At 41.3% G+C, this 23,163-nt stretch carries 28 protein-coding genes and 1 pseudogene; 16 read left to right on the top strand and 13 right to left on the bottom strand.

Going from position 1 to position 23,163, the window contains the following annotated elements; all coding sequences use genetic code 11:
• Positions 1 to 484: 484 nt before the first annotated feature.
• Positions 485 to 1,144, bottom strand: a complete 660-nt coding sequence (locus AABK37_RS05430) for a TetR/AcrR family transcriptional regulator (protein ID WP_432550576.1) — start codon at positions 1,142 to 1,144, stop codon at positions 485 to 487.
• A 338-nt stretch (positions 1,145 to 1,482) separates the two neighbouring features.
• Here AABK37_RS05430 and AABK37_RS05425 point away from each other — a divergent pair, with 338 nt between their 5' ends.
• On the top strand, positions 1,483 to 2,466 hold the full coding sequence (locus AABK37_RS05425) for a Rieske 2Fe-2S domain-containing protein (RefSeq protein WP_432550646.1): 984 nt from the start codon (positions 1,483 to 1,485) through the stop codon (positions 2,464 to 2,466).
• A 131-nt stretch (positions 2,467 to 2,597) separates the two neighbouring features.
• Here AABK37_RS05425 and AABK37_RS05420 read toward each other — a convergent pair whose 3' ends face one another.
• Genes AABK37_RS05420 through AABK37_RS05410 form a run of 3 tightly spaced genes read right to left on the bottom strand, consistent with a single transcriptional unit; the run spans position 2,598 to position 4,066 of the window.
• Positions 2,598 to 3,008 (bottom strand): hypothetical protein, encoded by a 411-nt coding sequence (locus AABK37_RS05420; RefSeq protein ID WP_432550575.1) that lies wholly within the window; start codon positions 3,006 to 3,008, stop codon positions 2,598 to 2,600.
• Positions 2,965 to 3,096, bottom strand: coding sequence for a hypothetical protein (locus AABK37_RS05415; protein ID WP_432550574.1), 132 nt, complete (start codon positions 3,094 to 3,096; stop codon positions 2,965 to 2,967). Before AABK37_RS05415 ends, AABK37_RS05420 begins: the two co-directional genes overlap by 44 nt.
• Positions 3,097 to 3,127: 31 nt before the next feature.
• Positions 3,128 to 4,066, bottom strand: a complete 939-nt coding sequence (locus tag AABK37_RS05410; RefSeq protein WP_432550573.1) for an NmrA family NAD(P)-binding protein — start codon at positions 4,064 to 4,066, stop codon at positions 3,128 to 3,130.
• Positions 4,067 to 4,125: 59 nt separating this feature from the next.
• On the opposite strand from AABK37_RS05410, the gene AABK37_RS05405 reads away from it, so the two are divergent.
• From AABK37_RS05405 to AABK37_RS05385, 5 genes are all read left to right on the top strand, one after another.
• Positions 4,126 to 4,881, top strand: coding sequence for a red chlorophyll catabolite reductase (locus tag AABK37_RS05405; protein WP_432550572.1), 756 nt, complete (start codon positions 4,126 to 4,128; stop codon positions 4,879 to 4,881).
• 67 nt (positions 4,882 to 4,948) lie between these two features.
• Positions 4,949 to 5,992 carry a nitrilase-related carbon-nitrogen hydrolase gene (locus tag AABK37_RS05400; protein WP_432550571.1) on the top strand — a complete coding sequence of 348 codons (1,044 nt, stop codon included), beginning with the start codon at positions 4,949 to 4,951 and terminating at the stop codon, positions 5,990 to 5,992.
• Between the two features lie 9 nt (positions 5,993 to 6,001).
• Entirely contained in the window at positions 6,002 to 6,238 is a 237-nt protein-coding gene (locus tag AABK37_RS05395; RefSeq protein ID WP_432550570.1) for a hypothetical protein, read from the top strand.
• Positions 6,192 to 7,607, top strand: coding sequence for an aldehyde dehydrogenase family protein (locus tag AABK37_RS05390; protein WP_432550569.1), 1,416 nt, complete (start codon positions 6,192 to 6,194; stop codon positions 7,605 to 7,607). The genes AABK37_RS05395 and AABK37_RS05390 overlap by 47 nt, the downstream gene beginning before the upstream one ends.
• Positions 7,608 to 7,632: 25 nt before the next feature.
• Positions 7,633 to 8,079 carry a DUF3598 family protein gene (locus AABK37_RS05385; protein ID WP_432550568.1) on the top strand — a complete coding sequence of 149 codons (447 nt, stop codon included), beginning with the start codon at positions 7,633 to 7,635 and terminating at the stop codon, positions 8,077 to 8,079.
• 92 nt (positions 8,080 to 8,171) lie between these two features.
• On the opposite strand, the gene AABK37_RS05380 is transcribed toward AABK37_RS05385, so the two are convergent.
• Positions 8,172 to 9,524 (bottom strand): Rieske 2Fe-2S domain-containing protein, encoded by a 1,353-nt coding sequence (locus tag AABK37_RS05380; protein WP_432550567.1) that lies wholly within the window; start codon positions 9,522 to 9,524, stop codon positions 8,172 to 8,174.
• A gap of 296 nt (positions 9,525 to 9,820) precedes the next feature.
• Between AABK37_RS05380 and hisS the strand changes: the two genes are divergently transcribed.
• Positions 9,821 to 11,209: a histidine--tRNA ligase gene (hisS, locus tag AABK37_RS05375; RefSeq protein ID WP_432550566.1), complete on the top strand. Its 1,389-nt coding sequence runs from the start codon at positions 9,821 to 9,823 to the stop codon at positions 11,207 to 11,209.
• On the opposite strand, the gene AABK37_RS05370 is transcribed toward hisS, so the two are convergent.
• The gene (locus AABK37_RS05370) at positions 11,172 to 11,465 is read right to left on the bottom strand and encodes a hypothetical protein (RefSeq protein ID WP_432550565.1); all 294 of its coding nucleotides are present in this window, start codon (positions 11,463 to 11,465) and stop codon (positions 11,172 to 11,174) included. The two genes, hisS and AABK37_RS05370, sit on opposite strands and share 38 nt — an antisense overlap.
• 97 nt (positions 11,466 to 11,562) lie before the next feature.
• On the opposite strand from AABK37_RS05370, the gene AABK37_RS05365 reads away from it, so the two are divergent.
• Both AABK37_RS05365 and AABK37_RS05360 read left to right on the top strand, forming a co-directional pair.
• The gene (locus AABK37_RS05365; protein WP_432550564.1) at positions 11,563 to 12,330 is read left to right on the top strand and encodes an HpcH/HpaI aldolase family protein; all 768 of its coding nucleotides are present in this window, start codon (positions 11,563 to 11,565) and stop codon (positions 12,328 to 12,330) included.
• A 32-nt stretch (positions 12,331 to 12,362) separates the two neighbouring features.
• Positions 12,363 to 12,815, top strand: a complete 453-nt coding sequence (locus AABK37_RS05360; protein ID WP_432550563.1) for a RidA family protein — start codon at positions 12,363 to 12,365, stop codon at positions 12,813 to 12,815.
• A gap of 8 nt (positions 12,816 to 12,823) precedes the next feature.
• Here AABK37_RS05360 and AABK37_RS05355 read toward each other — a convergent pair whose 3' ends face one another.
• The 3 genes from AABK37_RS05355 to AABK37_RS05345 form a co-directional block, all read right to left on the bottom strand.
• The gene (locus AABK37_RS05355; protein ID WP_432550645.1) at positions 12,824 to 13,645 is read right to left on the bottom strand and encodes an alpha/beta fold hydrolase; all 822 of its coding nucleotides are present in this window, start codon (positions 13,643 to 13,645) and stop codon (positions 12,824 to 12,826) included.
• 294 nt (positions 13,646 to 13,939) lie between these two features.
• Positions 13,940 to 14,863: a 3-keto-5-aminohexanoate cleavage protein gene (locus AABK37_RS05350; RefSeq protein WP_432550562.1), complete on the bottom strand. Its 924-nt coding sequence runs from the start codon at positions 14,861 to 14,863 to the stop codon at positions 13,940 to 13,942.
• 110 nt (positions 14,864 to 14,973) lie between these two features.
• Complete coding sequence (locus AABK37_RS05345) at positions 14,974 to 15,792, bottom strand: alpha/beta fold hydrolase (RefSeq protein WP_432550561.1); 819 nt, start codon at positions 15,790 to 15,792, stop codon at positions 14,974 to 14,976.
• 56 nt (positions 15,793 to 15,848) lie between these two features.
• On the opposite strand from AABK37_RS05345, the gene AABK37_RS05340 reads away from it, so the two are divergent.
• A complete protein-coding gene (locus tag AABK37_RS05340; RefSeq protein ID WP_432550560.1) occupies positions 15,849 to 16,055 on the top strand; it encodes a hypothetical protein in 207 nt (68 codons plus the stop codon).
• A 95-nt stretch (positions 16,056 to 16,150) separates the two neighbouring features.
• On the opposite strand, the gene AABK37_RS05335 is transcribed toward AABK37_RS05340, so the two are convergent.
• Positions 16,151 to 17,620: an amidohydrolase family protein gene (locus AABK37_RS05335; protein ID WP_432550559.1), complete on the bottom strand. Its 1,470-nt coding sequence runs from the start codon at positions 17,618 to 17,620 to the stop codon at positions 16,151 to 16,153.
• A gap of 156 nt (positions 17,621 to 17,776) precedes the next feature.
• Here AABK37_RS05335 and AABK37_RS05330 point away from each other — a divergent pair, with 156 nt between their 5' ends.
• A complete protein-coding gene (locus tag AABK37_RS05330) occupies positions 17,777 to 18,577 on the top strand; it encodes an aspartyl/asparaginyl beta-hydroxylase domain-containing protein (RefSeq protein WP_432550644.1) in 801 nt (266 codons plus the stop codon).
• Positions 18,578 to 18,696: 119 nt separating this feature from the next.
• The gene (locus AABK37_RS05325; RefSeq protein ID WP_432550558.1) at positions 18,697 to 19,704 is read left to right on the top strand and encodes a zinc-binding dehydrogenase; all 1,008 of its coding nucleotides are present in this window, start codon (positions 18,697 to 18,699) and stop codon (positions 19,702 to 19,704) included.
• A 118-nt stretch (positions 19,705 to 19,822) separates the two neighbouring features.
• Here the strand turns inward: AABK37_RS05325 and AABK37_RS05320 are convergent, their stop codons facing one another.
• Complete coding sequence (locus tag AABK37_RS05320) at positions 19,823 to 20,536, bottom strand: hypothetical protein (protein ID WP_432550557.1); 714 nt, start codon at positions 20,534 to 20,536, stop codon at positions 19,823 to 19,825.
• Positions 20,537 to 20,923: 387 nt separating this feature from the next.
• Between AABK37_RS05320 and AABK37_RS05315 the strand changes: the two genes are divergently transcribed.
• Entirely contained in the window at positions 20,924 to 21,319 is a 396-nt protein-coding gene (locus tag AABK37_RS05315; RefSeq protein ID WP_432550556.1) for a nuclear transport factor 2 family protein, read from the top strand.
• Positions 21,320 to 21,417: 98 nt separating this feature from the next.
• On the top strand, positions 21,418 to 21,543 hold the full coding sequence (locus AABK37_RS05310) for a hypothetical protein (protein WP_432550555.1): 126 nt from the start codon (positions 21,418 to 21,420) through the stop codon (positions 21,541 to 21,543).
• Here AABK37_RS05310 and AABK37_RS05305 read toward each other — a convergent pair.
• Positions 21,540 to 22,028, bottom strand: coding sequence for a hypothetical protein (locus tag AABK37_RS05305; protein ID WP_432550554.1), 489 nt, complete (start codon positions 22,026 to 22,028; stop codon positions 21,540 to 21,542). The genes AABK37_RS05310 and AABK37_RS05305 overlap by 4 nt on opposite strands.
• A gap of 169 nt (positions 22,029 to 22,197) precedes the next feature.
• Here AABK37_RS05305 and AABK37_RS05300 point away from each other — a divergent pair, with 169 nt between their 5' ends.
• Positions 22,198 to 22,623, top strand: a complete 426-nt coding sequence (locus tag AABK37_RS05300) for a nuclear transport factor 2 family protein (RefSeq protein ID WP_432550553.1) — start codon at positions 22,198 to 22,200, stop codon at positions 22,621 to 22,623.
• Between the two features lie 42 nt (positions 22,624 to 22,665).
• The gene (locus AABK37_RS05295; RefSeq protein WP_432550552.1) at positions 22,666 to 22,887 is read left to right on the top strand and encodes a hypothetical protein; all 222 of its coding nucleotides are present in this window, start codon (positions 22,666 to 22,668) and stop codon (positions 22,885 to 22,887) included.
• On the opposite strand, the pseudogene AABK37_RS05290 reads toward AABK37_RS05295, so the two are convergent.
• Positions 22,874 to 23,065 (bottom strand): annotated as a pseudogene (locus tag AABK37_RS05290) (hypothetical protein); the annotation flags it as partial. The gene AABK37_RS05295 and the pseudogene AABK37_RS05290 sit on opposite strands and share 14 nt — an antisense overlap.
• Positions 23,066 to 23,163 lie beyond the last annotated feature (98 nt).

Genomic DNA, 23,163 nt, shown 5'->3' with positions numbered 1-23,163 from the left:
ATTTAGTAATTATTGATCGACCATGTTTATGATACAATAAAATTTGATGTGGACTGAATATTAATGCTTTATTCAGACATATTATTTACACTGTCACTTAAGTGTTTACTCTATTTTCATTTGTTAAGTTATCAATTACACCTAGATTAAGATTTAATTAATAGTCAAGAGTAGATACATCCAATTAGAATAATTGATGTTAAAAGAAACTAGAACATCTGTTATATCAGTATATATACATGAAATAATCAGATTGTCAGATTTTCTCGGTCGTCTTTACAAAATCTTTATTGAATCGACACAAGTGTTTAAATTTGATTTTTAAAGTTTTTAATCATGTGAAGTAGGTCGTTCCGGAAAAATGTCAATCAAAATATATATTTGTTGAAGATGAATTTGCTTTTATAGGGACGCTTGGACGCTTGAAAGAAAAATTTTCATGCTGTATTGTGAACTTCGTTCATATTGTCAGATTGCATAAATGCTATTGTTGAGTATGAAATCGCACACCAGCTAAAATCAAATTAATTGCTTGTTGGGTGTATTCCTCAATCATTTCTGGACTTCGCAAGTCTAAATCCGGTTTTGCATACTTAAGATTTTCGTAGGCATCGAAATAAAAAGTACAAACTGCGGCAATATGAATTGCAGTTAGAAACGGATCGACTGAACGAAAGCAACCGGACGCTATACCACGTTCTAAGATATTAATAACTTGCTCGAAACCTTGTTGCCAGTTTGTCTGTTTGTAAAACTTACCTTGATTTTGATTCGCTTCTTGAAATAAAATCATGCCTAAGTGAGGATGCTGGACTCTATAAGCAATAGCTGCTTGGATAACCTGCTTTAAAGCTTCTTCTGGTGGCAAATTATCCAAGTTAGTTTCCCGAAGCATGTCGTTTATGGGAAAGTCAAGCCGATGCAAGACTGCTTGATACAGCTTTTCCTTACTCTCAAAATAGTAGTAAATCATGGCTTTGGTTACGCCACTACCCGAAGCGATCGCCTCAGTTCGCGCACCCGAAAGACCATGCTTGGCAAACTCCCCCATTGCTGCATCCAATATCTGCGCTTTCGTCGCTTCAGCATCGCGCACTTGTCGAGGTTTGTTAGATGAAGATTTTGATTTCGTTGAACGACCCACAATTCACCATCAAAGAGACGAACATCATCTTAACGAAAAAACCGAAAACTTTGAGCGCCGACTTCCGGGGATCAAAGTTTTCAAGACTGGTTAGTAGTTGACAGACTAAATCAAATTGGTTAAATTAATAACTAACTAAAAAATTAGTTAACTCATTTTTCAGAGATTATCACAGCGAATGTAGGGACAATTCATGAATTGTCCCTACAAATAGGCTCTTATTCGCCATGAAAGAATAATTGCTATAAGTACAAAAGCTTACGCGAGCGAATTCCCGTAAGCTCACTTAATCTACAAGATTTTGCTGTAGTCATAAAAGGAAGAAAATAACAATGTCTATGCTTTTTGGCGCACCTTGGCTGTTAGCACACAAATCGATGTTAGAGGTAAACAAACCGAGAAAAGTTTCCCTCTACGGTTGTGATTACGTGCTGTGGAAAGATGCAGCAGGTAAAATAAGCGCCTTACCTAATGCTTGTCCACACATGGGAGCAATGTTATCTTCTGGTTGGTGTCAGCAACGTGAAGATAAAACTAGTGTTGTAGTTTGTCCATTTCATGCTTTGGAATTTGACAGTGAAGGTTGTACTATTTTGCCCGGTTCAAATAAGAAAACTTTACCACAATTGCAACCGTTAGAACTGATTATTCAAGATGATTTTATTTGGTCTTATGGCGGATATGAACCCAAAATACCAATTCCGACAATTTTGAAGGAAATAACTGCTAAGTATGACTTTATTGGACATACAGCAGACACCAGCGTGGAGACAGACTTGCTCACCATGCTGCTAAATATGCACGATTACAACCATCAAAACGGTACGCATCGCCCTTTATTTAAAATTGAAGAAGTGCAATTTGAGAAGTTTATCGACAACGGGCATGAATCGCACGCTTTTTTTGATATGCCTACAGCACCTACAAGTTTAAGAGAAAAAATCAGCAATCCTGACTTATTGCTACTACCAAAAGTCCTGAAACCGCACTTAGAAAATCACTTTCCGTCTTTAATAATTTCACATGTTGAAAACTGGGCAGCTAAAGTTGCACAATGCCACCTGTTTATCCCAGAGTCGGAGATGCGGACACGCACTTATGTATTAATGTTTGGGCAAGCGAAACATCCAGCATTTAAAGCGTTGGGTAAGAAGTTTCTCAACTTTGCCAAAGTTGTTGTCGAACAAGATGCAGATATTTTAGGGAAGATTTACCCAAATACGCCACAGAAAATTAAGCTGAATAATGAAGTGGGGATGGATTGGGTGAGACGCAATTTTGCTAGTTTTCCGGAAACTGGAGAACCGAATCTTTCTAAGTAATTATCACATCTAGATAATAGACGATCGCTCATTATTACCTTCTTTATTCGTCAACTCCCCGACTTCGCATATAGTTGTCGGGGATCTTGTTTTTTCACAACTCATTCATTAATTTATGAGTTGTGCTGCTTTTAATTGCGATCGTTGCGATTAGATGTCGAAAGTTGAATTATCTCAGAAAAACGTGAATACTTAACCGCATCAGTAAGAGGATAATTTACCGACACTGCAAGTAAGCCAATTTTTATATCCTCGAAATAAATTACACCTCCAATACGTCCTTCAACTTGGAAAGGTCCATGAAATAACTGATACTTTGCAATGTAGATCGAGAAAAAACCATTAATTTTTATTGCCTTGCCAAAGATTTGCTGACAAGTTTTGTGGATAACAGTATCTAGGTATTGATTATAGGCAGGCTCACCCAAGTCAGTAAATTCCGGATGATCCGCAAAATGATCCATATAAAACGACCAGATATGAGAAAGGTCTGCTTCATTAGTCAGTTTTTGCTTGAGTTCCTGCAATCGTTCGATTTCCATAGTATGGATATTGATGATATGGGGCAAGCAGACAGCACTGTTCAAAATTTACCACAGCGATCGCTTCAACACCTTCGCTGATACTCATTAAAAAGTTTTTTGCTTAATCACGAGAGTGATTAAGCATCCCTCAATCCTGAAAGACTATCGTAAGTCAGTTCTTTATTTCCCCAGTTCGTTTCTTGCAGAAATTCATCGAAAGTAGTCAAAAGTCCGGGAAACTCTTGCCGCAAATGCTGCACATCAGCTTGATAACCCTTGCGGCGATACCACTGAATCAAAGCGTACAATTCTTTTTGAAATAAAAGTAAGAATATCCACGCGGGTGTTTCTTTGTGAACAACAGTTGTCCCCTGCGCTTTAGAGAATGCCTCGGCAAGTTGCTTTGGAGTCAGCACATCCCCAGCAAGTTCAATTTCTTGACCGATGTACTTGTCAGGATTTTTCATCACGCAAGCAGCAACGCGACCCATATCTATAGTTGTAATCAGATGTAAAGGCTTGTCAGGCTGAATCGAAAATGGGAAAGTTCCCTTAAGTATCGACGGTCGCGTGTACTTTTTCCAAAACTCCTCCATAAACAAACACGCACGCAACATCGTTGTCGGTAAACCAGCTGAAGAGAGAATTTGCTCAACCTTGTACTTTTGCTCAATATGGGGAATTCCGGAATTTCTGTCTGCACCACCTGCGGAGTTATAAACAAAGTGCTTAATGTCGGCTTTTTTTGCCGCTTGTGCAACGCGCTTTGCCCTCTCCACTTCTAGCGGGTCAGGTTTGGCAGAGTCCGCTGAAGTAGCGTGACAATAAATAGCCGAAATGCCGTCCATAGCTGCTGCGAGGGAGTTTTCATCGTCTAAGTTAGCTTCAACCAACTCAACTCCAACTTCGCTCATTTTCGACAGCGAAGGGCGGTTCAGGTCAATTTTTCTCGTTATGGCACGCAGGTTAGTAACTTCCTGTTCGCGAAATCCTTTGACCACATTACCGCCGGTGCCACCAGTCACGCCGATGAGCAGAACTTTACCAACTTTCGACTCTGTAGCACCATCTGACATGCTATTACCTGGAGTTCTTCGTTTACATTAAGTTTATACAAACAAAGCAAAGACAAACAATGATTTCGCAACAACCTAATGTAGACAATACAACTGTATTTGAACAGTTATGGGGTATTACAAACGAACTCAAGCAGAAGTTGGATGCTCGTTTTACGCTACATCCAGAACCTTCTACGAAAAGCTTACAGAGCTATTCTGCCACGACAGGAGAGGCACACGGTTCGCTCAATACCTTCTCTGGAGAAGAAATTGATTGGTTAGTGCATGGGTGGTTTGCCAAGACCGAACAATCAAGCTTCAGCACGATGCGTCTGACTACCTGGTTGCGATCGCATATCCGGGTTCCTCATCTGGCGTTTGAGTTTGGCACGTTTCCAAATATTTTTTTTTACATTGATTACATCCCCCGAACTGATATTTTGATTGACCTGGAATATCTGGATCGCTACTATGAGCCAATTAATGAAACATTCCTGAGTTTGCACAACAATCCCAGTCTGTCATTATTTACTAGCAAGAGCTTGTATGTCCGCCAGTTTCAATCGCCTATCAGCCTCTGCTACACCTGTTCAGCTACGGATGACACACTCAACCTGATTCGCACACTTGCACACGAAATGCTGGATCGCTGGCTGACGTGGGTAGACGAGGCTGAACCAATAAAAGAAGATGCGCGGGCTAGCTTGGCTGAACGGGACTTGTTTTTGCGCCGTAGCAGCGCTGAACGCGATCCAGGCAACAAGTTAGCAGCGCAGATGCTGGGTACGGAATTGACTAACAAACTAATTCGGGCGCTTTGGGGTGGTGTCTAACGACAAGCCCTTACACGTCTACACATCCAAGAAATAACGTCATGAAATATTGAACAAAGCAAGTAGCATGGCAGCTAATACGGATAATACAGACTCATTTCGTGCCTTGGCACTTCAAGTAACGTGCCACGCAGTTAACCAAGCCAGCGATCGAACCCAAGCGCGATCGCTCATGCAGCAAACCATCAACCGCTTGGCGCAACAAATCGCTGGCAGTATCGCTTTTATTGGCTTTGACTGCCGTTTAATTGTCCTGCCGGAATACTTTCTCACAGGCTTTCCGATGGGAGAATCTTTAGCTGTCTGGGCAGAAAAAGCTTGTTTGGAAATGGCTGGTGCTGAGTATGAAGCTCTTGGTAAAATAGCCCAAAAGCATAATATCTTCTTGGCAGGCAACGCTTACGAACTCGATCCGAACTTTCCAGGATTGTACTTCCAAACCTGCTTTGTTATCGACCCCTCAGGGTCAATTGTCTTGCGGTATCGACGGCTGAATTCGATGTTTGCTCCCACACCCCACGATGTCTGGGATAAGTATCTAGATTGCTACGGGTTAGAGGGTGTTTTTCCGGTAGCGAAGACGGCGATCGGTAATTTGGCAGCTCTGGCGTCAGAAGAAATTTTATATCCAGAAGTAGCGCGGTGTCTAGCAATGCGCGGTGCAGAAATTTTTCTGCATTCGACATCAGAAGTGTATAGCAAAATGTTAACGCCTAAAGACGCCGCAAAAATCAGCCGTGCAGTAGAAAATATGGCATACGTAGTCTCAGCAAATACAGCAGGCATTGCAAATATCCCGATTCCTATTGCATCCGTTGATGGTGGTTCTAAAATTATTGATTATCGAGGAATTGTTTTAACTCAAGCTGATGCAGGTGAGAGCATGGCAGCTTTTGCCGAAATTGACCTGGCAGCTTTACGACGCGATCGCCAGCGACCTGGGTTAAATAATTTACTTTCACGGCAGCGATTTGAGCTATACGCAGAAAGTTACCGCCAGTCGCATTTCTACCCAGCAAACACTATGCTGGATAAAGAAGTAGACCGCAAACATTTTATCCAAACACAGCAAGAAACCATCGAGCGTCTAGGCAAATTAGGGATAATTTGAGATTGGGGAATGGGCAATGGGAGACAAGGAGACAAGGGGACAAGGAGACAAGGAGACAAGCAGACAAAGAGGAATTACCTATGCCCAATGCCCGATGCCCAATGCCCAATGCCCAATGCCCAATGCCCAATGCCCAATGCCCGATGCCCAATGCCCAATGCCCAATGCCCAATGCCCCATGCCCAATGCCCAATGACCAATGACCAAACCAATCGAAGTTCGCAACCCCCGAACCGGAAAATATGACTACGTAATTATACCGCCTCCCGCCAAGCTTCTGGCACAACAATGTAGCCGCTTGCGGAGGGCGCAAAAAAGCTGGCAGCAACTTGGTCTAGAAGCGCGAATTGAAGCCTTACAGCAGTGGAAGCAAGCGATATTATCTGGACGTGATAAACTGACTGAAGCTTTAGTTGCTGATACTGGCAGATTATCAATCTCGGTGCTGGAAATTGACTCATTCCTCTCCAGCCTCGATCGCTGGTGTGGATTAGCGCCAAAATTATTACAAGACTTTGAAAAAGACACAGCAATACCTTTTATCGAACTGCAACAAACAGCGGTTCCTTATTCCTTAGTTGGGGTGATTAGCCCTTGGAATTTTCCCTTATTGCTGTCTACAATTGATACCATTCCCGCATTGCTAGCGGGTTGTGCCGTCATCGTCAAACCGAGTGAAATTGCTCCTCGCTTCGTGACACCTTTGTTAGCGACACTTAACACTGTTCCTAAATTGCGCGATATATTAACTTTTGTTGAGGGAGCCGGCGAAACAGGAGCCGCATTAATTGACAATGTGGATCTGGTGTGCTTTACGGGCAGTGTAGCCACCGGACGAAAAGTAGCAGAAGCAGCAGCGAGACAGTTTATTCCTGCTTTTTTGGAATTAGGCGGAAAAGACCCGGCGATCATTTTAGAATCAGCGGATATAGAATTAGCCACATCAGCAATTTTGTGGGGTTCCGTCGTCAACACCGGACAGTCTTGCTTGTCGATTGAGAGAATTTATGTTGCTGAATCAATTTTTGATAAGTTTTACCATCAACTTGTAACTAAAGCGTATCGCCTGCGGTTGGCTCATCCTAAAATTGAAGATGGCGAAATCGGTCCGATTATTGCCGAAAGACAAGCAGCAATTATTAAAGACCATTTGCAAGACGCAGTGTCAAAGAAAGCGGTAATTCACTGCGGTGGGGAAGTCGAGCAATTGAGTGGTGGTTGGTGGTGTCGTCCTACAGTTCTCACAAGTGTTAACCATTCGATGAAAGTGATGACCGAAGAGACTTTTGGACCAATTATGCCAGTGATGGCTTTTTCTAGAGTTGAAGAAGCGATCGCATTAGCCAACGATACCATTTATGGGTTAAGTGCTGCTGTCTTTGGCTCGGAAGCAGAAGCATTAAAAGTCGCCCAGCAGATAGATGCAGGAGCAATCAGTATCAACGATGCTGCACTCACTGCCTTAATGCACGAGGGAGAAAAAAACGCCTTTAAATTCTCAGGTATGGGAGGTTCGCGCATGGGACCAGCCGCACTGACACGATTCATGCGGAAAAAAGCATTTTTGGTGAAAACTAACACTGTTAGCGACCCTTGGTGGTTTAATAGCCAATAAAGTTGTATACGAAGGAGAGTAGTGGATGTCTACCATCAAAGAAGAAATGCCCGTTCTTTTCCGCCATCAAGGAGATTGGGTAGGAACGTATACACTAGTTGATACAGAAGGAAAAATCCTCAACAAGCATGAATCTCACTTAACCTGTGAGTTTCCAGAAACCGGTCCTTATCCCTACTACCAAGTTAATCGCTACAAGTGGTCTGACGGTAAATACGAAGAACATCAGTTTCCCGCAACCTACCAAGATAAAAAACTCTGGTTTGATACAGAACGCATTCAAGGAAAAGCCTGGGAAGCAGACGATTCCACCGTGATTTTGTGGTTTTCTTATAAGACAATGCCAGAAATGTCTTTATATGAAATGATCCAAATTAGCCCTGACAATAACTATCGCGCTCGAACTTGGCACTGGTTTAAGAACCATCAAATCTACCAACGCACCCTGATCCAAGAAGAACGGCAACGATAATAAGTTGAGCGTTCACAGATCATTGATAAAATCAATCTTCAATTAGTAGGGTGCGTTAACGGAGTGTAACGCACCCTACTGATATGATTCGTTTAATGACGAGTGTAGGAACGCTCGAAGTAGGTTTTGAATTTATTAGCAGCAACTGCCAAACCAACTGCCCCAAGAGATGCCGAAACTGCCGCGACTTGTATCCACCCTTCGGAAAGTATCGCTAAAGCTGCAAAAGCGATCGCCACTCCCACACACGTTTGTTTCACTCGATTTGTTACTTGATATGCGCCAGAGCAAGAACTACACAGTTGTGTATGTTGCGAGAACCTGTCTAGTGGCATTAGGTTCACAGAATTCTCATCCTTGCCTATATTTTTAGAGGTGGAATAGCCTTGATAGTAAGGTAAAGATGACGCGAATTTATCCAGCCACTTGCGGTACTCCAAGACTAACGTATCAGATGTTTTCAGCGGCAAGTAAACTTGTTTCAAACTTTGTCCCAACCGCTCAATTTCTGCCTTTTGTTGGACAACAAGTTGCAAATCCTCCTCCAATATTCTGTTTTTCACCATAATGTGATCTAACCACTGAGGCTTGAGTTTATTTAACCAGCTCGAAGTGTTAGAATAATTCCTGTGTAGAATACGGCATCTATCTTTACTTAGAGGAATTGAATACAAAGCGGTTCCGGCAGCGATAGACTTACCCGGTAGTTCAACCTTAAATGTGTAGAGAACTAAGTTGGGACTAATAAAATCCAATTGTACCAAACTACTATCGGATCTTCCTATCCCCCGAACTTTAGAACGAATGCCTGCAAGGGAATTTTCTAGGACTTCTATCTCTAGCGGTCGAGCGTATTCTCTCTTGCCTAGTATCCCATCGTGGATGATGTTAACGTGAGCTGGGTCGATGACGTTTTCTATAAAATAGGTTTGGTCGTAAGGAAGGTCACGCATATAGTCTATGGAGACAAACTCCGGTTTGTCCAACTCCGCAATAGTAGGAATGCGCTCATCAGCAGCCGTTTCAGATTCTCCAGCCCATACCCAAGCGATACCTTGGCGTTCCACAACTTCAAATGACTCTACGCAAGCATTAGCCGGAATTTTGGCATTTGTTGGTAACTGCGGAATATGCAAACATTGACCATCGCTGCCAAATTGCCAACCGTGGTACAAACACTCAATTTTACCATCAATTATTTGTCCATCAGAAAATTTGGCTGCACGGTGGGGACAACGATCTACCAGACAGACAAGCTTCCCGTCTTGATCCCTAAATAAAACGAACGGTTCGTCATACAAAGAAAAGCTATAGGGTTGGTTTTTTGGTAAATCTTGCACAAAGCAAACAGGATACCAGCATTGCCTCCAATCAAACTCTTGATTTTGCTCAGGTTGGAGCGCCGTTTGTTTTGCTTGTTCTTCTATCTTGGAATTCACTATCATAAAAAAACTCTGATTAATGACTTAGCAGCAACTTATTCATTAGGATATAAAAATGGAAAATGCCAGTTATCCCGCTGGTGAAGGATTAACAGAAGTTTTACTCAGTCGTCTAAAGCTCAAAACTCAACTTGGGTTAGTAGATATGCGCTTGGAGTGTTGCTACTGAGATAATTCCGCTTAATCATGTAATATTTTTAACTGTGATTCTTAATTGAGAAATGCTTATCGCTACTTGATAATATTTTAAACTATTAGCATTTTTTTCACTCTCGAACTAAATTTAGCAAGGATAAAGCATGGCAAAAGCTGATAAAATAAATTTTTCCACCCCTAGCGGATTTCCCGAATTTCTTCCTAGCGAAAAGCGCTTGGAATTATATTTGCTAGACACCATCCGTAGAGTTTTTGAAAGTTATGGATTTACACCTATTGAAACTCCGGCTGTAGAACGCTTAGAAGTTCTGCAAGCCAAAGGTAATCAAGGCGACAATATTATTTATGGGATTGACCCCATCCTGCCACCAAATCGACAAGCAGAGAGGGATAAAGCGGGTGAAACCGGTTCAGAAGCCAGAGCATTAAAATTTGACCAAACAGTCCCCCTCGCGGCTTATATTGCCCGTCACTTAAATGAATTAACCTTTCCCTTTGCCCGCTATCAAATGGATGTAGTTTTCCGTGGGGAAAGAGCAAAAGATGGGCGTTTTCGTCAGTTTCGTCAGTGCGATATTGATGTAGTTGCTCGTCGGGAACTCAGCTTACTTTATGATGCTCAGATGCCTGCAATTATCTCTGAAATATTTGAAGCTGTGAATATCGGTGATTTCTTAATTCGCATCAATAATCGGAAAATTCTTACAGGTTTCTTTAAGTCAGTAGGTATTGCAGAGAATAAAATTAAATCCTGTATTGGCATCATTGATAATTTAGAAAAAATCGGCGAAGTTAAAGTTAAGCAAGAATTAGAAAAAGAAGGGATTTTAGCAGACCAAACCCAAAAAATAATTGATTTTATTAAAATTGACGGTACAGTTGATGAGGTATTAGATAAACTCAAACATCTCGCGCAAAATCTGCCAGAAGCCGAGCAATTTAGTCTGGGAGTTGCTGAAATAGAAACGGTGATTGCAGGTGTACGTAATCTTGGAGTTGCTGAAAATAGGTTTTGTATAGATTTAGCGATCGCTCGCGGTCTTGATTATTATACGGGTACAGTTTATGAAACAACTTTATTAGGACATGAAGCTTTAGGCAGTATTTGCTCTGGTGGCAGATATGAAGAGTTAGTCGGGACATTTATCGGTGAGAAAATGCCAGGTGTTGGCATTTCTATCGGCTTAACTCGCTTAATTAGTAGATTGTTAAAAGCTGGTATTCTCAATACCTTAGCTGCCACACCAGCACAAGTGATGGTAGTAAATATGCAAGAGGATTTGATGCCGATTTATTTAAATGTGTCTCAAATGCTCCGTAAGGCTGGCATTAATGTTATAACTAGTTTTGACAAACGAGGATTGGGTAAACAATTCCAGCTAGCAGAAAAGCAAGGAATTCAATTCTGTATAATTATTGGTTCTGAAGAAGCCGCAGCGCAAAAATCCTCGCTCAAAGATTTAAAAACAGGCGAACAAGTAGAAGTAGAATTGGCTAATTTGGCTGAAGAAGTGAAACGGAGGCTTCAGTGATTAAGCTGATTTGGAGAAGAAAGTTTCTTGAAGTTTTTAGGAGACGAAAATTTAGATTTTCACATTGTTGAACGAACAGCAGAAAGACTAAAAAGTAGAAAGAAGCGATCGCATCCTCAGATTGTGACTCGGTAATGCGAATATCTAAATATTGTCTAACTTTTAGCAAGTGACGATTTATTAACAAAATACTGTAAATAAAAAAAGTGCGATCGCAACTTTCATCCGAGAAGAAATATCCGTTTTGGTTCGTCATCAAGGAGATTGGGTGGATATTTATTATACAATTATTGAGGCGTTAGAGGTGATATATAGTATAGCGAATTATGTTCAGACCTAATAGGCTGAAGAAAATGCTCCAAACCGATTCCCAACCAATCGGTTGCTTGATTTTTTTCTCAGATAGTGACTCAATCGAACTTCTTTCTATGTGTGGGTTCGATGCGTTTATCTTCGACCACGAACATGGCGCTACGGATATGCACGTTATAGTAGAGCAACTCCGTGCTGCTCAGGCAACAGATGTCACCTGCATTTTGCGTGTGCCTTCACACGATCCAGTCTATATCAAGCGAGCCTTGGACATGGGCGTGGAAGGTATACTAGTTCCGACTGTAGAATCAGCAGATGAAGCGCGAGCAATCGTTGCTGCAACCCGCTATCGACCTCATGGCGGACACCGAGGTGTTGGTTATCCGGAGTCCCGAGTAGCCAACTGGGGTTTGGCAGAGCTAGAGTATCCTGCCAATTATCGAGAGAACCTACTTCTAGCCGTTATCGCCGAAACCCGTCGGGGTTTCGAGAATGTTAAGGAAATTGCCGCAGTTGACGGGATCGATATGGTAGTTTTAGGAGCAGGCGATCTGATGGCAGACATCGTGGACGATTTTGCTGCACTGACTAAATTAGGAACTTACGATAATTCAGAACTTAACCGACTGATGGCGGAAGCTGAAGCGATAGTTCGCTCCACCCCCGATTGTTGGCTTGGGGGTGTCAGTCGTTATGCTGCCGGAGGTCGCGAACTGTTCGCTAAGGGTTATGATTTCGTGATACCTGCTGCTGATGGTTGGTTGCTGACTGATGCTGCACGCTCGATTGTCACTGCCATGAGAGGTTAAAATTTCAGTTTAAAAATTGTGGAGCTATTTAGATGGTGAAGACCCGTGAAGTCATTATCCCCAAAGGAATGGAAATTTTATATGAAAAGTATCACTACTGCCCTGGCATTAAGGTAGGCAATACATTATATATCTCAGGACAGGTAGGACGCGATGAAAATTTACAGGTAGTAGAGGGAATAGAAGCCCAATTTGTCCAGACTTTCGAGAATGTGAAAAAGGTACTTTCAGCAGCAGGAGCGACTTTTGACGATGTGGTAGAGATGATTACTTACCATGTGACAGGGGGAAATCTCGGTAATTTGCAAGTTCAGTCTTCTGGTGCTTCAGAGCAACAATTTACCATTCCACACCTGCCGCTGTTTATGAAAGTAAAAGATCGCTATTTCACTAATAACTTTCCTACTTGGACGGGATTTGGGATAACTGCTTTATCTACACCAGGACTAATCGTAGAGATTAAGTGTACAGCAATCTTGGAATAGAGGCTGAACTATTCCGAATTGTTCAGAAATTCGATTACTGCCTTCGCTACTTCTTCAGGTATCTGATTCATCATGCAAATTGTTCCTTGTGCAAATTCAACGACTTTGCCATGAGGAATTGCTTGAGAAAGAAAATAGCGATCGCCAGCTTTTGCTAAACTCAGTTTTTCAAATTCTTTGACATCATCAATTCCCCAAATAATCAGAGTTGGACACTCGATGGCACGAAATATTTCTGGTGCATCTAGACAGTAATTGCCTACAGCCCAAACTGCGTACAAAGGATGACCAAAACATTTTAAATCGTCTAAAACCCAACGGTGATTTAATTCGGCAGAGCCTACGTATCGAGAACGGGCTAACCATCTTTCCATGAGGTGAGAGCCATCTTCTTTGATTTTAAAACCTTCATCAAATCTTCTGAATAGCTCTGCTTGTCCTCCCTCACCAAAACCAGCTACGTTACCTAAGATTAGTTTTTCAATGCGATCGCCATAAGTTGCTGCTACTTCTCCAGCCACAAAAGCACCTGTATGGTTTCCCAGAATGCTCGTTTTTTCTATACCTAATTCATCTAAAAGAGCGATCGCTGTTTTCGCGTAGTCGGCAATTGTATACATTCTTGGTGGCTTATCCGAATCACCAAACCCCATTAAATCCATTGCTATGACTCGTCTGTGTTCAGCAAGGATAGGCATGAGTTCGCGATATTCATCACTACTGCGGGGGTTCATGTGCATTAAAAGTATCGGTTCACCCTCACCACCGATGCGATAAAGAATCTGTCCATCTTCTGTGTCTAAAAAAGCTCGTTTAATCTTTTGTTTCATGATTTTTGAGCGATCGCAGTTACATTTTTCTGTAGGACAAGCATTGCCCATCCTACATTTGTGTTGGCTTTCTCACCCGCCCGGAAATAAATTTCCGGGCTAATAGCTAAAGTAAACTGAAGTTTACTATTATATTTTTCACATTATTTTAGTCATCTTTAGATGACTTTAGCTATTAGCAAGGAAATTCATTTCCTTGCGGGACTGGGTTTTACCTTAAGTTGACACCAATGAGCAATGCTCATGTGCCCCTACTTTGAAAGCTATGTGTATCAGGGTTTGTGTGAAATGCTATTAGATAGCAGTTGCCTGTAGTTCTTTTTGCAGAAAAGCTCGCGGCGACATCTTCAGGATCTCGCGGGTTTGCGCTGGCGTTGCAACTTCCCGACCGAGTGTATGTGCCATCTTCGCAACCTTTTCTACTAACTCGCCATTATGCGGCTTACCAAAGCGAGTGTAAGAATAATCTCCAAGTCCAATTCCGACGTGTCCGCCAAGCGTGATTGCCCAGGCTGCCACCCTCATTACGTCTCCATTCCAGCAAAGTGCTAGCCACTGGTTACCCGCAGGAACCTCAGCCACGAACGCCTGCAAACCCGGTATAGTCGCCGCAGCTCCAGCAGGCATCACTTCCCCAGTAAAGACAAACTCCCAAAGCGTTTCCCGTGGCAGAAGTCCCATTTCCTGGAAGCAACGCGCTGTTCGCATTTGCCCTACGTCCCAACAGACTGAACTGACGTAGAGATTGTGCTTTTTGAATACTTCAAGCACCGCCCTGAGGTTATCACGAGTATTAACGTACACTTGGTCGTAGCTAGTAAACTGTTTCGCCTGGGGATTCCAGAAGTCCACGTTGAGCGATCCGAAATCCACTGGCACCATGTCAACCCGCAGCACTGGATCGTCGTTCACTGCCAAAATGTGCCGGACGCGATCCTCTACCTGATTCTGTGTAATGTAGCCAAGCGTCGGATGGATTAGGAGATCCGTCTGTTCGCGAATTCCCTGTATCACTTCGAGATAGAGTTCAACTTCGTTGCGTGGTTTCCCACTATCTGGATCTCGCCCGTGCCAATGGAAAATCGAAGCCCCTGCTTCCCAGGCACGAACTGCTTCGCGGATGATCTCTTTTGGAGAGTAGGGTAAAGCAGGATTGTCCTCCCGATAGGTTATTTCGTTACAACGACACTCGATAATAAGTGGTAATTGGTCGTTCATTATATTCCTCCTAAGTAAGTAGGCAAATTTATTTGTATATTTACTAGGGAATTATATTTTTGTTCTCTGTCCCTCTATACAAAAATGCCTAATTAATTTTCCACAAGTACTTACTGCTTTTCCAGAAAATCAGTAAGTACTTTTAATATTTCTTCCGGCATTTGATTAATCATCCAAAGGGTTCCGCCTTCGAGTTCAACACTTTGGCTATCAGAAATTGCTTCTTGAAGCCAAAGTTGATTCTCAGCTTTGGCTAAACCAGCTTTTTCTAATGGTTCTAACGCTTTTTCCCCTGACAAAATCAAAGTAGGGCACTTAATCAAACGAAATCTTTCTTGGGCAGAAAGACAGTAGTTTGCCACAGCTACACCGGGATATACAGGAGAGTTAAAAGCCTTTAAATCATCCAAAACACAACGGTGATTTAACTCCCCTGTGCCGGCGTAACTAACACGAGCTAACCATCTTTCCATCAGGTGAGAGCCATCTTCTTTAATTTGATACCCTTGAGAATAACTCTTGAAAATCTTGTCTTTTTCCTCTTCGTCAAATCCATATACATTGCAGAGGATAAGTTTTTCAACTCTTTCTGGGTAAGCTGCCGCCACTTCTCCGGCAATATAACCCCCTGTAAGACTACCGAGAATGCTTGTCTTTTTTATGCCTAATTCGTCCAAAAGCGCGATCGCACTTTTGGCATAGTCTGCAACTGAATAAACTCTGGGGGGCTTGTCAGAATCACCTAACCCCATTAAATCCATTGCAATTACTAATTTTTTGGGAGCTAAAATAGGCATCAATTCTCGGAATTCATCACTACTGCGGGGAGTCATGTGCAGTAAAAGTATCGGTTCGCCTTCTCCACCTATATGGTAAAGAATTTGTCCATCTTCTGTGTCTAAAAAGGCTCTCTTGATACGTTGGTTCATTTTTTTATACTCCCTGACTTGAAAGTGCTGAGTGCTGAGTTTTTCAGTCTGCCGAAATGGTTTTTGAGTCTGCCGAAATGGTTTTTGAGTCTGCCGAAATGGTTTTTGAGTCTGCCGAAATGGTTTTTGAGTCTGCCGAAATGGTTTTTGAGTCTGTCGAAATGGTTTTTGAGTCTGCCGAAATGGTTTTTGAGTTTGTCGAAATGGTTTTTGAGTCTGCCGAAATGGTTTTTGAGTCTGCCGAAATGGTTTTTTCAACTTAGAGTTTCAAAATCAGCGATCGCCCAGTTAGAGACTTATTCAGCAAGCCCTAAATATGTTCCGCGATCGCAGTAATCAAATGCTCAAGTTAATTGCTCTAAAATCTTTTTAAATAAAGTCCAGTAGGCGAACCCAAAACTTGTCCGTTATTGTAAATCAGATTTCCCCGCAAAAAGGTAGTTTTGACTCTTCCAGTTAACTCTACTCCTTCAAACGGCGTATAACCTTGTTGTGACTTGGACTCAGCCGCACGTACCACAAAAGTTTCATTGGGGTCTAACAACACCAAGTCAGCATCATAGCCAATGGCAATGTCACCTTTTTCTAACAAACCAAAGCGCCGGGATGCATTCCAAGAGAGCAATTTAGCCATATGATTGTAAGACATCCCCCGCTTGCTACCTTCACTAAAGACACCAGAAAGCAAATATTCTGTACCGCCAAAACCAGACTTTGCCAACCAAATATTATTTGGGTCTTTAGCACTTCTTTTTTGTTCGGCAGAACAGCAAGCATGGTCGCTAACTATCCAATCTACTTGATGGTTAAGTACTGCTTGCCATAAGTATTCTACATCAGCACGAGGACGAATAGGGGGGTTTACTTTTGCCCAAGTAGCAGTGGGGGTATCAACATCTAATAGCAGATGTCCAACAGTAACTTCTCGCCGAAAGTTAATATGGGGAAAAGCAGTTTGCATAGTCAAAGCTGCTTCCATTGCCTTACGCGAACTCAAGTGTAATAAATTGATATTTGCACAGTTAGTTTCATGTGCCAAATACGAAGCAATGCAAATTGCTAAACCTTCCGAATGAGGAGGACGCGCTGCACTGTAGGCATGTAGTCCGCTAAGACTGAAATCGTTTTCAACTATTTTAGTATAAGCGTTGAGAATTTCTGCAACTTCGCAGTGCAAACTCAAGCTGATAGTATCTCGCGCTTCTGGATGTTCTGCCATCAAGCGAGTTAGACCGCGCATGATAAATTCAAAATGGGCAAAGTCGTACCTTTCCTCTTTATTAATCATCAAAAAGAGGTTTTGCTGGTCTGACAAACCATGCAACCCATAGCTGCCATAAAACATGAAGATTTTAAACGAAGATACACCGTGTTCTTCAAACAGTAAAGGTATTTCGTCAATATGCTGACTGGCAATAGGTGCAACGTGATAGCTGTAATCTACAAAAAAATTACCTGCGGATAATGCCAACACCTCTGGGAAAAAATCTTTATAAGAGCCGCCTTTATTGAGATAATACTGTCCTGTACGGATGTAATTTAAGCTGGTAGTCACACCTCCCATTGCCGCTGCTTTGGTTTCAGTCACAGCATCTTTGTCGAGGGGTTGATAGATACCGATGTGCATATGGGCATCCACGACCCCAGGAAAGCCCAGCAGGTTTTTGGCATCAAATACCTTTTTGCCTTTGTCTGGGCTAATATTAGGGGCAATCTGAGCAAATTTACCATCCTTAATTCCCAAGTCAAGCAGTTCGACAGCATCCTGATGGGGACGAACTACCAGCACATTTTTGATAATTTGATCTAATACAGAAGCTTCAGACACAGTAGACCTCACACTAAAATAAGTACAGAACCCAAATAGCTAGTGATGGATGAATACCCTGGTTTAGTCAGGAATTCCAACATCGTACCGGGACGCAGACCAAATCCCATCACCATGTAACGGTTTTTTATGAAATCATCTTCAGGAGAAAAGACAATGGAAAGTTTTAATGAGTATCATATGGATCCAAAGCAATTTCCTTTTCTCAAAAGCTTTCAAGATAACTGGCAAGTGATTAGAGATGAGTTTACACGCTTTATGAATAATGCATCTAATGAAGAGTTAAAATTCACTTCCGATGTTTTGGGTCCTAAAAGTAAAACGATTAAAACCAAGGAGAATGCGAAATACAGTGCTTTTGGTATTTTATTTCAAGGTTTGTTTATTGAAGAATATATTCAAGTCCATCAAATACCATATCCTGATTATGAATCAGATGATGCATCAGAAAAAGCACTTGCATTAAGAGAGAAATATTTCCCAAATTTGGCTAAGGTGATAGAAAAAGTTAACTTGAACGATGATAATATCATCAGAAATGTGTATTTTGGTACATTCCATCCCGGCTTGGATATCAAGCTGCATGTGAACTATAACCCTCACATGAATCGTGGCTATTTAGGATTGATTGTACCAGAGGGAGATGTGGCTATGAAAATATGCCATGAGCAGCTTTATTGGCATGAAGGAAAATTCCTGATTTTAGATCACAGCTATCCACACTGTCCGCATAATTACACCAATTATGATAGAACCGTCTTGGTTGTAGACTTTTTTAAACCGGATAAGCCTAGAGAGGAAGTGATGCAATTTGAAAAAGAGCAAGTCACACAACGTATGCAAGATAATCCTTACAGTTTAGGTGTTTTTGGTGAAAGCGATAAAGCTAAACTAGAAGATTTTATCAAGTATGGTTTAACTCATCAGTTAGAGTGGGATAAAGCTTTAAAAGCTTAATATAATCTCCACAATGAAACAAGATACCTGACTTATCAAATAAGTCGGGTATCTGTGCCCTTCACAAGTTCTTATTGAAAAATAATAATTGAGGTGTAAGGTAAATTTAAGAATTGGAAATGAACACAAAAACCTACAGAAAGTTAATAACAAAGCAACTTAACCAAGATTTTAAATCTGCTGTTGAAATTGTCGAACTGCCTATTCCCAAACCTGCTGGTAGTCAACTTTTGATTCAAAACAAATTCGCTGGCATTAACGGTGGATTTGACACTTTAGTTTGTCGTGGTGAAATTCCTTACTTTAACTTAACCCCTCCCTTTGATTTGGGTGTGGAAGCAGTGGGAAAAGTTGTCGCTATAGGTGAAAATGTCAAAGATTTTCAAATGGGTGATGCTGTCATAACTACAGCGCTTGGTGGTGGTTATCGAGAATATCAGGTTATCGATGCAAACTTAGCGGTGAAGGTGCGCGAAGCTACACCTGAAGTGCTAACTCTGATGCCTACAGGTGTATCAGCTTTAGTTGCATTGGAACAAGTGGGGGAAATGAAAAGTAATGAAGTGGTTTTAGTCACAGCAGCAGCAGGAGGAACCGGTCATATTGCGGTGCAATTGGCAAAGTTAGCAGGTAATCATGTCATTGGTACTTGTAGCACTGAAGCAAAAGCAAATTTACTGAGGAAATTAGGGTGCGATCGCATTATCAACTATCACAAAGAAAACCTCAACCAAATCCTCAAACAAGAATTTAACAACGGCATTAACTTAATTTTTGAATGTGTCGGTAAACAAGTTTTCGATAGCTGCGTTGATAATTTAGCGATTCGTGGACGTTTAGTTACTATTGGTTACATTTCCGAATATGCAAAAAATGTCGAACAGGTGCTACAACCTCGGATTTATCATCAACTGATGTGGAAAGCTGCTTCTGTGCGAGGTTTTTTGATGCCGCATTATAAAGAATATATACCAGAGGCACGCGATCGCCTGTTAAACTTGTTCTACACAGATAAACTTAAAGTTGCCATTGACTCAACTGTGTTCAACGGCATAGAATCTATCCCAGCTGCTGTAGAATATTTACTTGCTGGTAAAAATTGCGGCAAAGTAGTTGTCAGATTTTAGTCAATCGGTGGTGACAATGACAGAAAAATCAGAAAATACTTTGAAAGTTGCACATCAAGCGTTTACACATTTCAAACAGTTATTTTTTATACTTACCTTTAATTTTGGCAAATGTGCTTTAATGATTAACAGTTTTTTTGTCATTGTCAACAATATTGATATGGATATTTTTCATGAACATACTCATATATGTAAGCAGAGCATATATAAAAATCGTTATACCTATCATTTCCAACCCCTCTTCAATCGTTGAGATTACCTCTGCTAATAATATTCGCTGATGGTAAATGTTTGGAAAATAATGTACACCAATTACTTCAATAACACAAGCACCTATAACAAAGAGAGTACAAGCAACAACAAATAAGCGCTTGATTTTTGCAGGTAACTTAAAAAAGAAATTTAAATAAATTAAGACAAAAACAGAAATAAAAATGAAGTTTAATACATCCCACTTTTTATTTGAAGCCGATTCTATTAATGTATTTAACCTAGAATTAAATTTTTCATGTATTTGCAACCATTCGTCAAAAGATAAATACAGAAAAATAATTGACAAACCTTGCCAGTGAAGAGTGTACCGATTGCTATTTTCTTGCTTAGTTAAAGCAATGAGGGTAAGAAGAACTGAGCACAGCAGCAACAAGAGTGCTGAATACAAAGTAGGAAGATTGTTTTCGGAGTCTACATTAAAAAAGTTGACTAATCCTAAAAGTTTTTCATTACCAAAAAAGTATATATAAAACTGACCAGTAAGGCTTGCAAAGGCAAGACCTAGGGTGATCCAAATTAAAATTCGAGCAATTCGTTTTGGGGAAATTTCAAAATTCACAGTACAACTGCCTTTTAATAAGTCTCTAAATTAAGGACTAGGAAATATAACTTACGTTTCTAGAAGATGATCAAGTAGTGCACTGTTAAGTTTTTTTATTTTTTTGGAATTATAAGTCCAGTAAATCCCTGCTTTAACTTCTTATTAATCCATACTTAATCTGCACTTAAACTAAGATTAATTAAAGATTAATTGAAGTTTTCATAAAGTTAACTATATCTTTCTATAAAATGTTGTTTGATTAGAAGCAACCGAACCGTGTAGGTAAGCTCATAACTTCGATGACGGTAAATAATCAATTTACAGATTTGGCAGCTAGGCAATATCTACTTACTGGTAAGAATTACGGCAAAGTAGTTGTCAGATTTTAGTCAATAGGTGGTGACAATGACAGAAAAATCAGAAAATACTTTGAAAGTTGCACATCAAGCGTTTACCCACTTTCAACACGCTTTGGCAACGGGGGAGTGGAACTCGTTTCTAGATATGCTTACTGAAGACTTTAGCTTTTGGTTTCCGATGGGAAAATTTCACGGTTTAAATGTCGGCAAACAGAAAGCAGAAGCTTTTTTTGAGTATGTTAGTGAAGTCTTCAGTTCTGGGTTAACTCTGACTTTAGACAGCGTTACCAGCAATGAAAAGACGGTAGTTTTTGAGTTCCGCGATGAGGGAATGATGTACAAAGAACCTTATAAAAATCGCATAGCTGTTGCTTTTGATGTGCGGGGAGACAAAATTTGTGGCTATCGAGAATATTTTGGTAGTGATGGTAAATCGAATTAAAAATTTGTTAGTGGTTAGTGGTTAGTGGTTGGTTGTTAGTTGTTGGTTGTTGGTGGTTAGTGGTTGGTTGTTAGTTGTTGGTTGTTGGTGGTTGGTAATTGGTTAAGTTGTTGCGCTTAAAATTTGCAACCAAAGCCTCAAACTTTCTCCCCCTCTCCCTCTCCCCCCCTCCCCCCCTCCCCCTCTCTGCCGATAAAGAGAAAATTAAAAGCATCACAGCTTAGTTAAGGTCAGGGTTTGAGTGGTTGAATTCTTGAGATTTAGCTTCTGCTGCTTGATATGCATCTAAGTAGTCTTTACCACCTAACATCACATCACCATAATATTCATAAGGTGCTGCACCATAAACTGGTAGCGGTTCGTCTTCTGGATAATCTTCTTTCGATTCTTCGATTATCGCTTTCAGTTTTTTCACGCTCAAGCTTTGTGCTGGAAAGTACCAGAATTCTTGCTCGTTTTTATTCAGGTGCGGTAGGGTAGGATCGATAATGCGTACTACGGAGTCGTTGCCGGAAGTATCGCTTAATTCAATCCAAGCATGTTCAATCGGTTTGTAAGATTTGCGACCAATAACTAAAAAACCTTGCACGTAAGTTGCTCCCTCAGTCGCTAATGCTGCTTTGTAAGCATTGTCAAACGGAGTTCTAGCCTTGCTTTTTACGCTTTGAGCAATCTTAATAGAAAGCGTTTCATCTAATGCTTTGTCCATTTACAGCGGAAATTAGAGCGCCGACTAGAATATCCTAACACCTCAGCTAGGGGTGCTTTGAAGCGCTGCTTTTTTCAGTCTCTAAAATACTTCTTTAGTAGCAGGTTTTATGTAGCTTTTAATTTTAAATTGATGAAATATTCACTGATATCAATACCGTATTTAACATATGCTTTCAGAAAACTCAATTATTGCGACTACGGAAGCTGAGAAATTCCAGATTGAGGGAATTAGCGAACCTGTGATACTGCGTTATTTTGAAAGTTTAAACGCAGGAGAGTTTGATGAGACTGCAAGCTTGTTTGCTCCTGATGGCGTGATGCATCCGCCGTTTGAATCTGGTATAGTGGGGAGTAACGCGATCGCTGCCTATTTAAAACAAGAAGCTCAAGGCATTAAAGCCGAACCTCGGCAGGGAATCTCCGAAAATTTGGATAATAATCAAATCGAATTTCAGGTCAGTGGCAAAGCACAAACTACTTGGTGCGGTGTCAACGTCATGTGGCTGTTTATCCTCAACCAACAACAGCAAATTCAATTTACTAAAATCAAACTTTTAGCTTCTCCCCAAGAATTGTTAAATCTGCGACGATGAGACGATATTGGTTAGTGGTTGGTGGATAGTAGTTAGTGGATAGTGGGAATTTTCAGAGGGGACTTTGTTGACAAGGGGACAAGGAGGACAAGGGGGACAAGGGGGACAAGGGGGACAAGGGGACAAGGAGGAATTACCAATTACCAATTACCAATTACCAATGACGGCAGATGCTCCACGCAGGTGATCCCCAAGACCGCACTGCCTCCCCAATGCCCAATGCCCATTGCCCAATGCCCACTAACAACTCCTAACTCTTGGTAACTGTCGCTTTCTCAAAAGAGCGTAGGAGCATTTTTCGTCCTAAATCAATATGTGATGGCGCACACAGCCAATCTGGGTGTGCAGTCATCAACAAACTATCTAAAGTCTCTTGATCGAATAGATGCCAGACTAAAGCTTCATTAATTTGCGCTTCTACAGCATAGCAGTCGGGACTGACCAAGCCCCGTTGGGGCGGGGTGTAGGGTGTGGGGTGTGGGGTGTAGGGAAAGAGATAGCCCCAACAACCAGTGGGAAACATACGCCCCGTCTTTTAAG

Source organism: Tolypothrix sp. VBCCA 56010 (assembly GCF_050875635.1).
In the GTDB taxonomy this organism is placed as follows: domain Bacteria; phylum Cyanobacteriota; class Cyanobacteriia; order Cyanobacteriales; family Nostocaceae; genus Hassallia.
The sequence above is the reverse complement of the archived record's forward strand: the minus strand, read 5'-3'. Positions and strand labels throughout refer to the sequence as shown.

What these genes read in the sequence shown, in the direction of transcription:
- AABK37_RS05425 (WP_432550646.1), top strand. Translation starts at nt 1,483, where the DNA reads ATGCTTTTTGGCGCACCTTGGCTGTTAGCACACAAATCGATGTTAGAG.
- AABK37_RS05420 (WP_432550575.1), bottom strand. Translation starts at nt 3,008, where the DNA reads ATGGAAATCGAACGATTGCAGGAACTCAAGCAAAAACTGACTAATGAA.
- AABK37_RS05415 (WP_432550574.1), bottom strand. Translation starts at nt 3,096, where the DNA reads ATGAGTATCAGCGAAGGTGTTGAAGCGATCGCTGTGGTAAATTTTGAA.
- AABK37_RS05410 (WP_432550573.1), bottom strand. Translation starts at nt 4,066, where the DNA reads ATGTCAGATGGTGCTACAGAGTCGAAAGTTGGTAAAGTTCTGCTCATC.
- AABK37_RS05405 (WP_432550572.1), top strand. Translation starts at nt 4,126, where the DNA reads ATGATTTCGCAACAACCTAATGTAGACAATACAACTGTATTTGAACAG.
- AABK37_RS05400 (WP_432550571.1), top strand. Translation starts at nt 4,949, where the DNA reads ATGGCAGCTAATACGGATAATACAGACTCATTTCGTGCCTTGGCACTT.
- AABK37_RS05395 (WP_432550570.1), top strand. Translation starts at nt 6,002, where the DNA reads ATGGGCAATGGGAGACAAGGAGACAAGGGGACAAGGAGACAAGGAGAC.
- AABK37_RS05390 (WP_432550569.1), top strand. Translation starts at nt 6,192, where the DNA reads ATGACCAAACCAATCGAAGTTCGCAACCCCCGAACCGGAAAATATGAC.
- AABK37_RS05385 (WP_432550568.1), top strand. Translation starts at nt 7,633, where the DNA reads ATGTCTACCATCAAAGAAGAAATGCCCGTTCTTTTCCGCCATCAAGGA.
- AABK37_RS05380 (WP_432550567.1), bottom strand. Translation starts at nt 9,524, where the DNA reads ATGATAGTGAATTCCAAGATAGAAGAACAAGCAAAACAAACGGCGCTC.
- hisS (WP_432550566.1), top strand. Translation starts at nt 9,821, where the DNA reads ATGGCAAAAGCTGATAAAATAAATTTTTCCACCCCTAGCGGATTTCCC.
- AABK37_RS05370 (WP_432550565.1), bottom strand. Translation starts at nt 11,465, where the DNA reads ATGACGAACCAAAACGGATATTTCTTCTCGGATGAAAGTTGCGATCGC.
- AABK37_RS05365 (WP_432550564.1), top strand. Translation starts at nt 11,563, where the DNA reads ATGCTCCAAACCGATTCCCAACCAATCGGTTGCTTGATTTTTTTCTCA.
- AABK37_RS05360 (WP_432550563.1), top strand. Translation starts at nt 12,363, where the DNA reads ATGGTGAAGACCCGTGAAGTCATTATCCCCAAAGGAATGGAAATTTTA.
- AABK37_RS05355 (WP_432550645.1), bottom strand. Translation starts at nt 13,645, where the DNA reads ATGAAACAAAAGATTAAACGAGCTTTTTTAGACACAGAAGATGGACAG.
- AABK37_RS05350 (WP_432550562.1), bottom strand. Translation starts at nt 14,863, where the DNA reads ATGAACGACCAATTACCACTTATTATCGAGTGTCGTTGTAACGAAATA.
- AABK37_RS05345 (WP_432550561.1), bottom strand. Translation starts at nt 15,792, where the DNA reads ATGAACCAACGTATCAAGAGAGCCTTTTTAGACACAGAAGATGGACAA.
- AABK37_RS05340 (WP_432550560.1), top strand. Translation starts at nt 15,849, where the DNA reads ATGGTTTTTGAGTCTGCCGAAATGGTTTTTGAGTCTGCCGAAATGGTT.
- AABK37_RS05330 (WP_432550644.1), top strand. Translation starts at nt 17,777, where the DNA reads ATGGAAAGTTTTAATGAGTATCATATGGATCCAAAGCAATTTCCTTTT.
- AABK37_RS05325 (WP_432550558.1), top strand. Translation starts at nt 18,697, where the DNA reads ATGAACACAAAAACCTACAGAAAGTTAATAACAAAGCAACTTAACCAA.
- AABK37_RS05315 (WP_432550556.1), top strand. Translation starts at nt 20,924, where the DNA reads ATGACAGAAAAATCAGAAAATACTTTGAAAGTTGCACATCAAGCGTTT.
- AABK37_RS05305 (WP_432550554.1), bottom strand. Translation starts at nt 22,028, where the DNA reads ATGGACAAAGCATTAGATGAAACGCTTTCTATTAAGATTGCTCAAAGC.
- AABK37_RS05300 (WP_432550553.1), top strand. Translation starts at nt 22,198, where the DNA reads ATGCTTTCAGAAAACTCAATTATTGCGACTACGGAAGCTGAGAAATTC.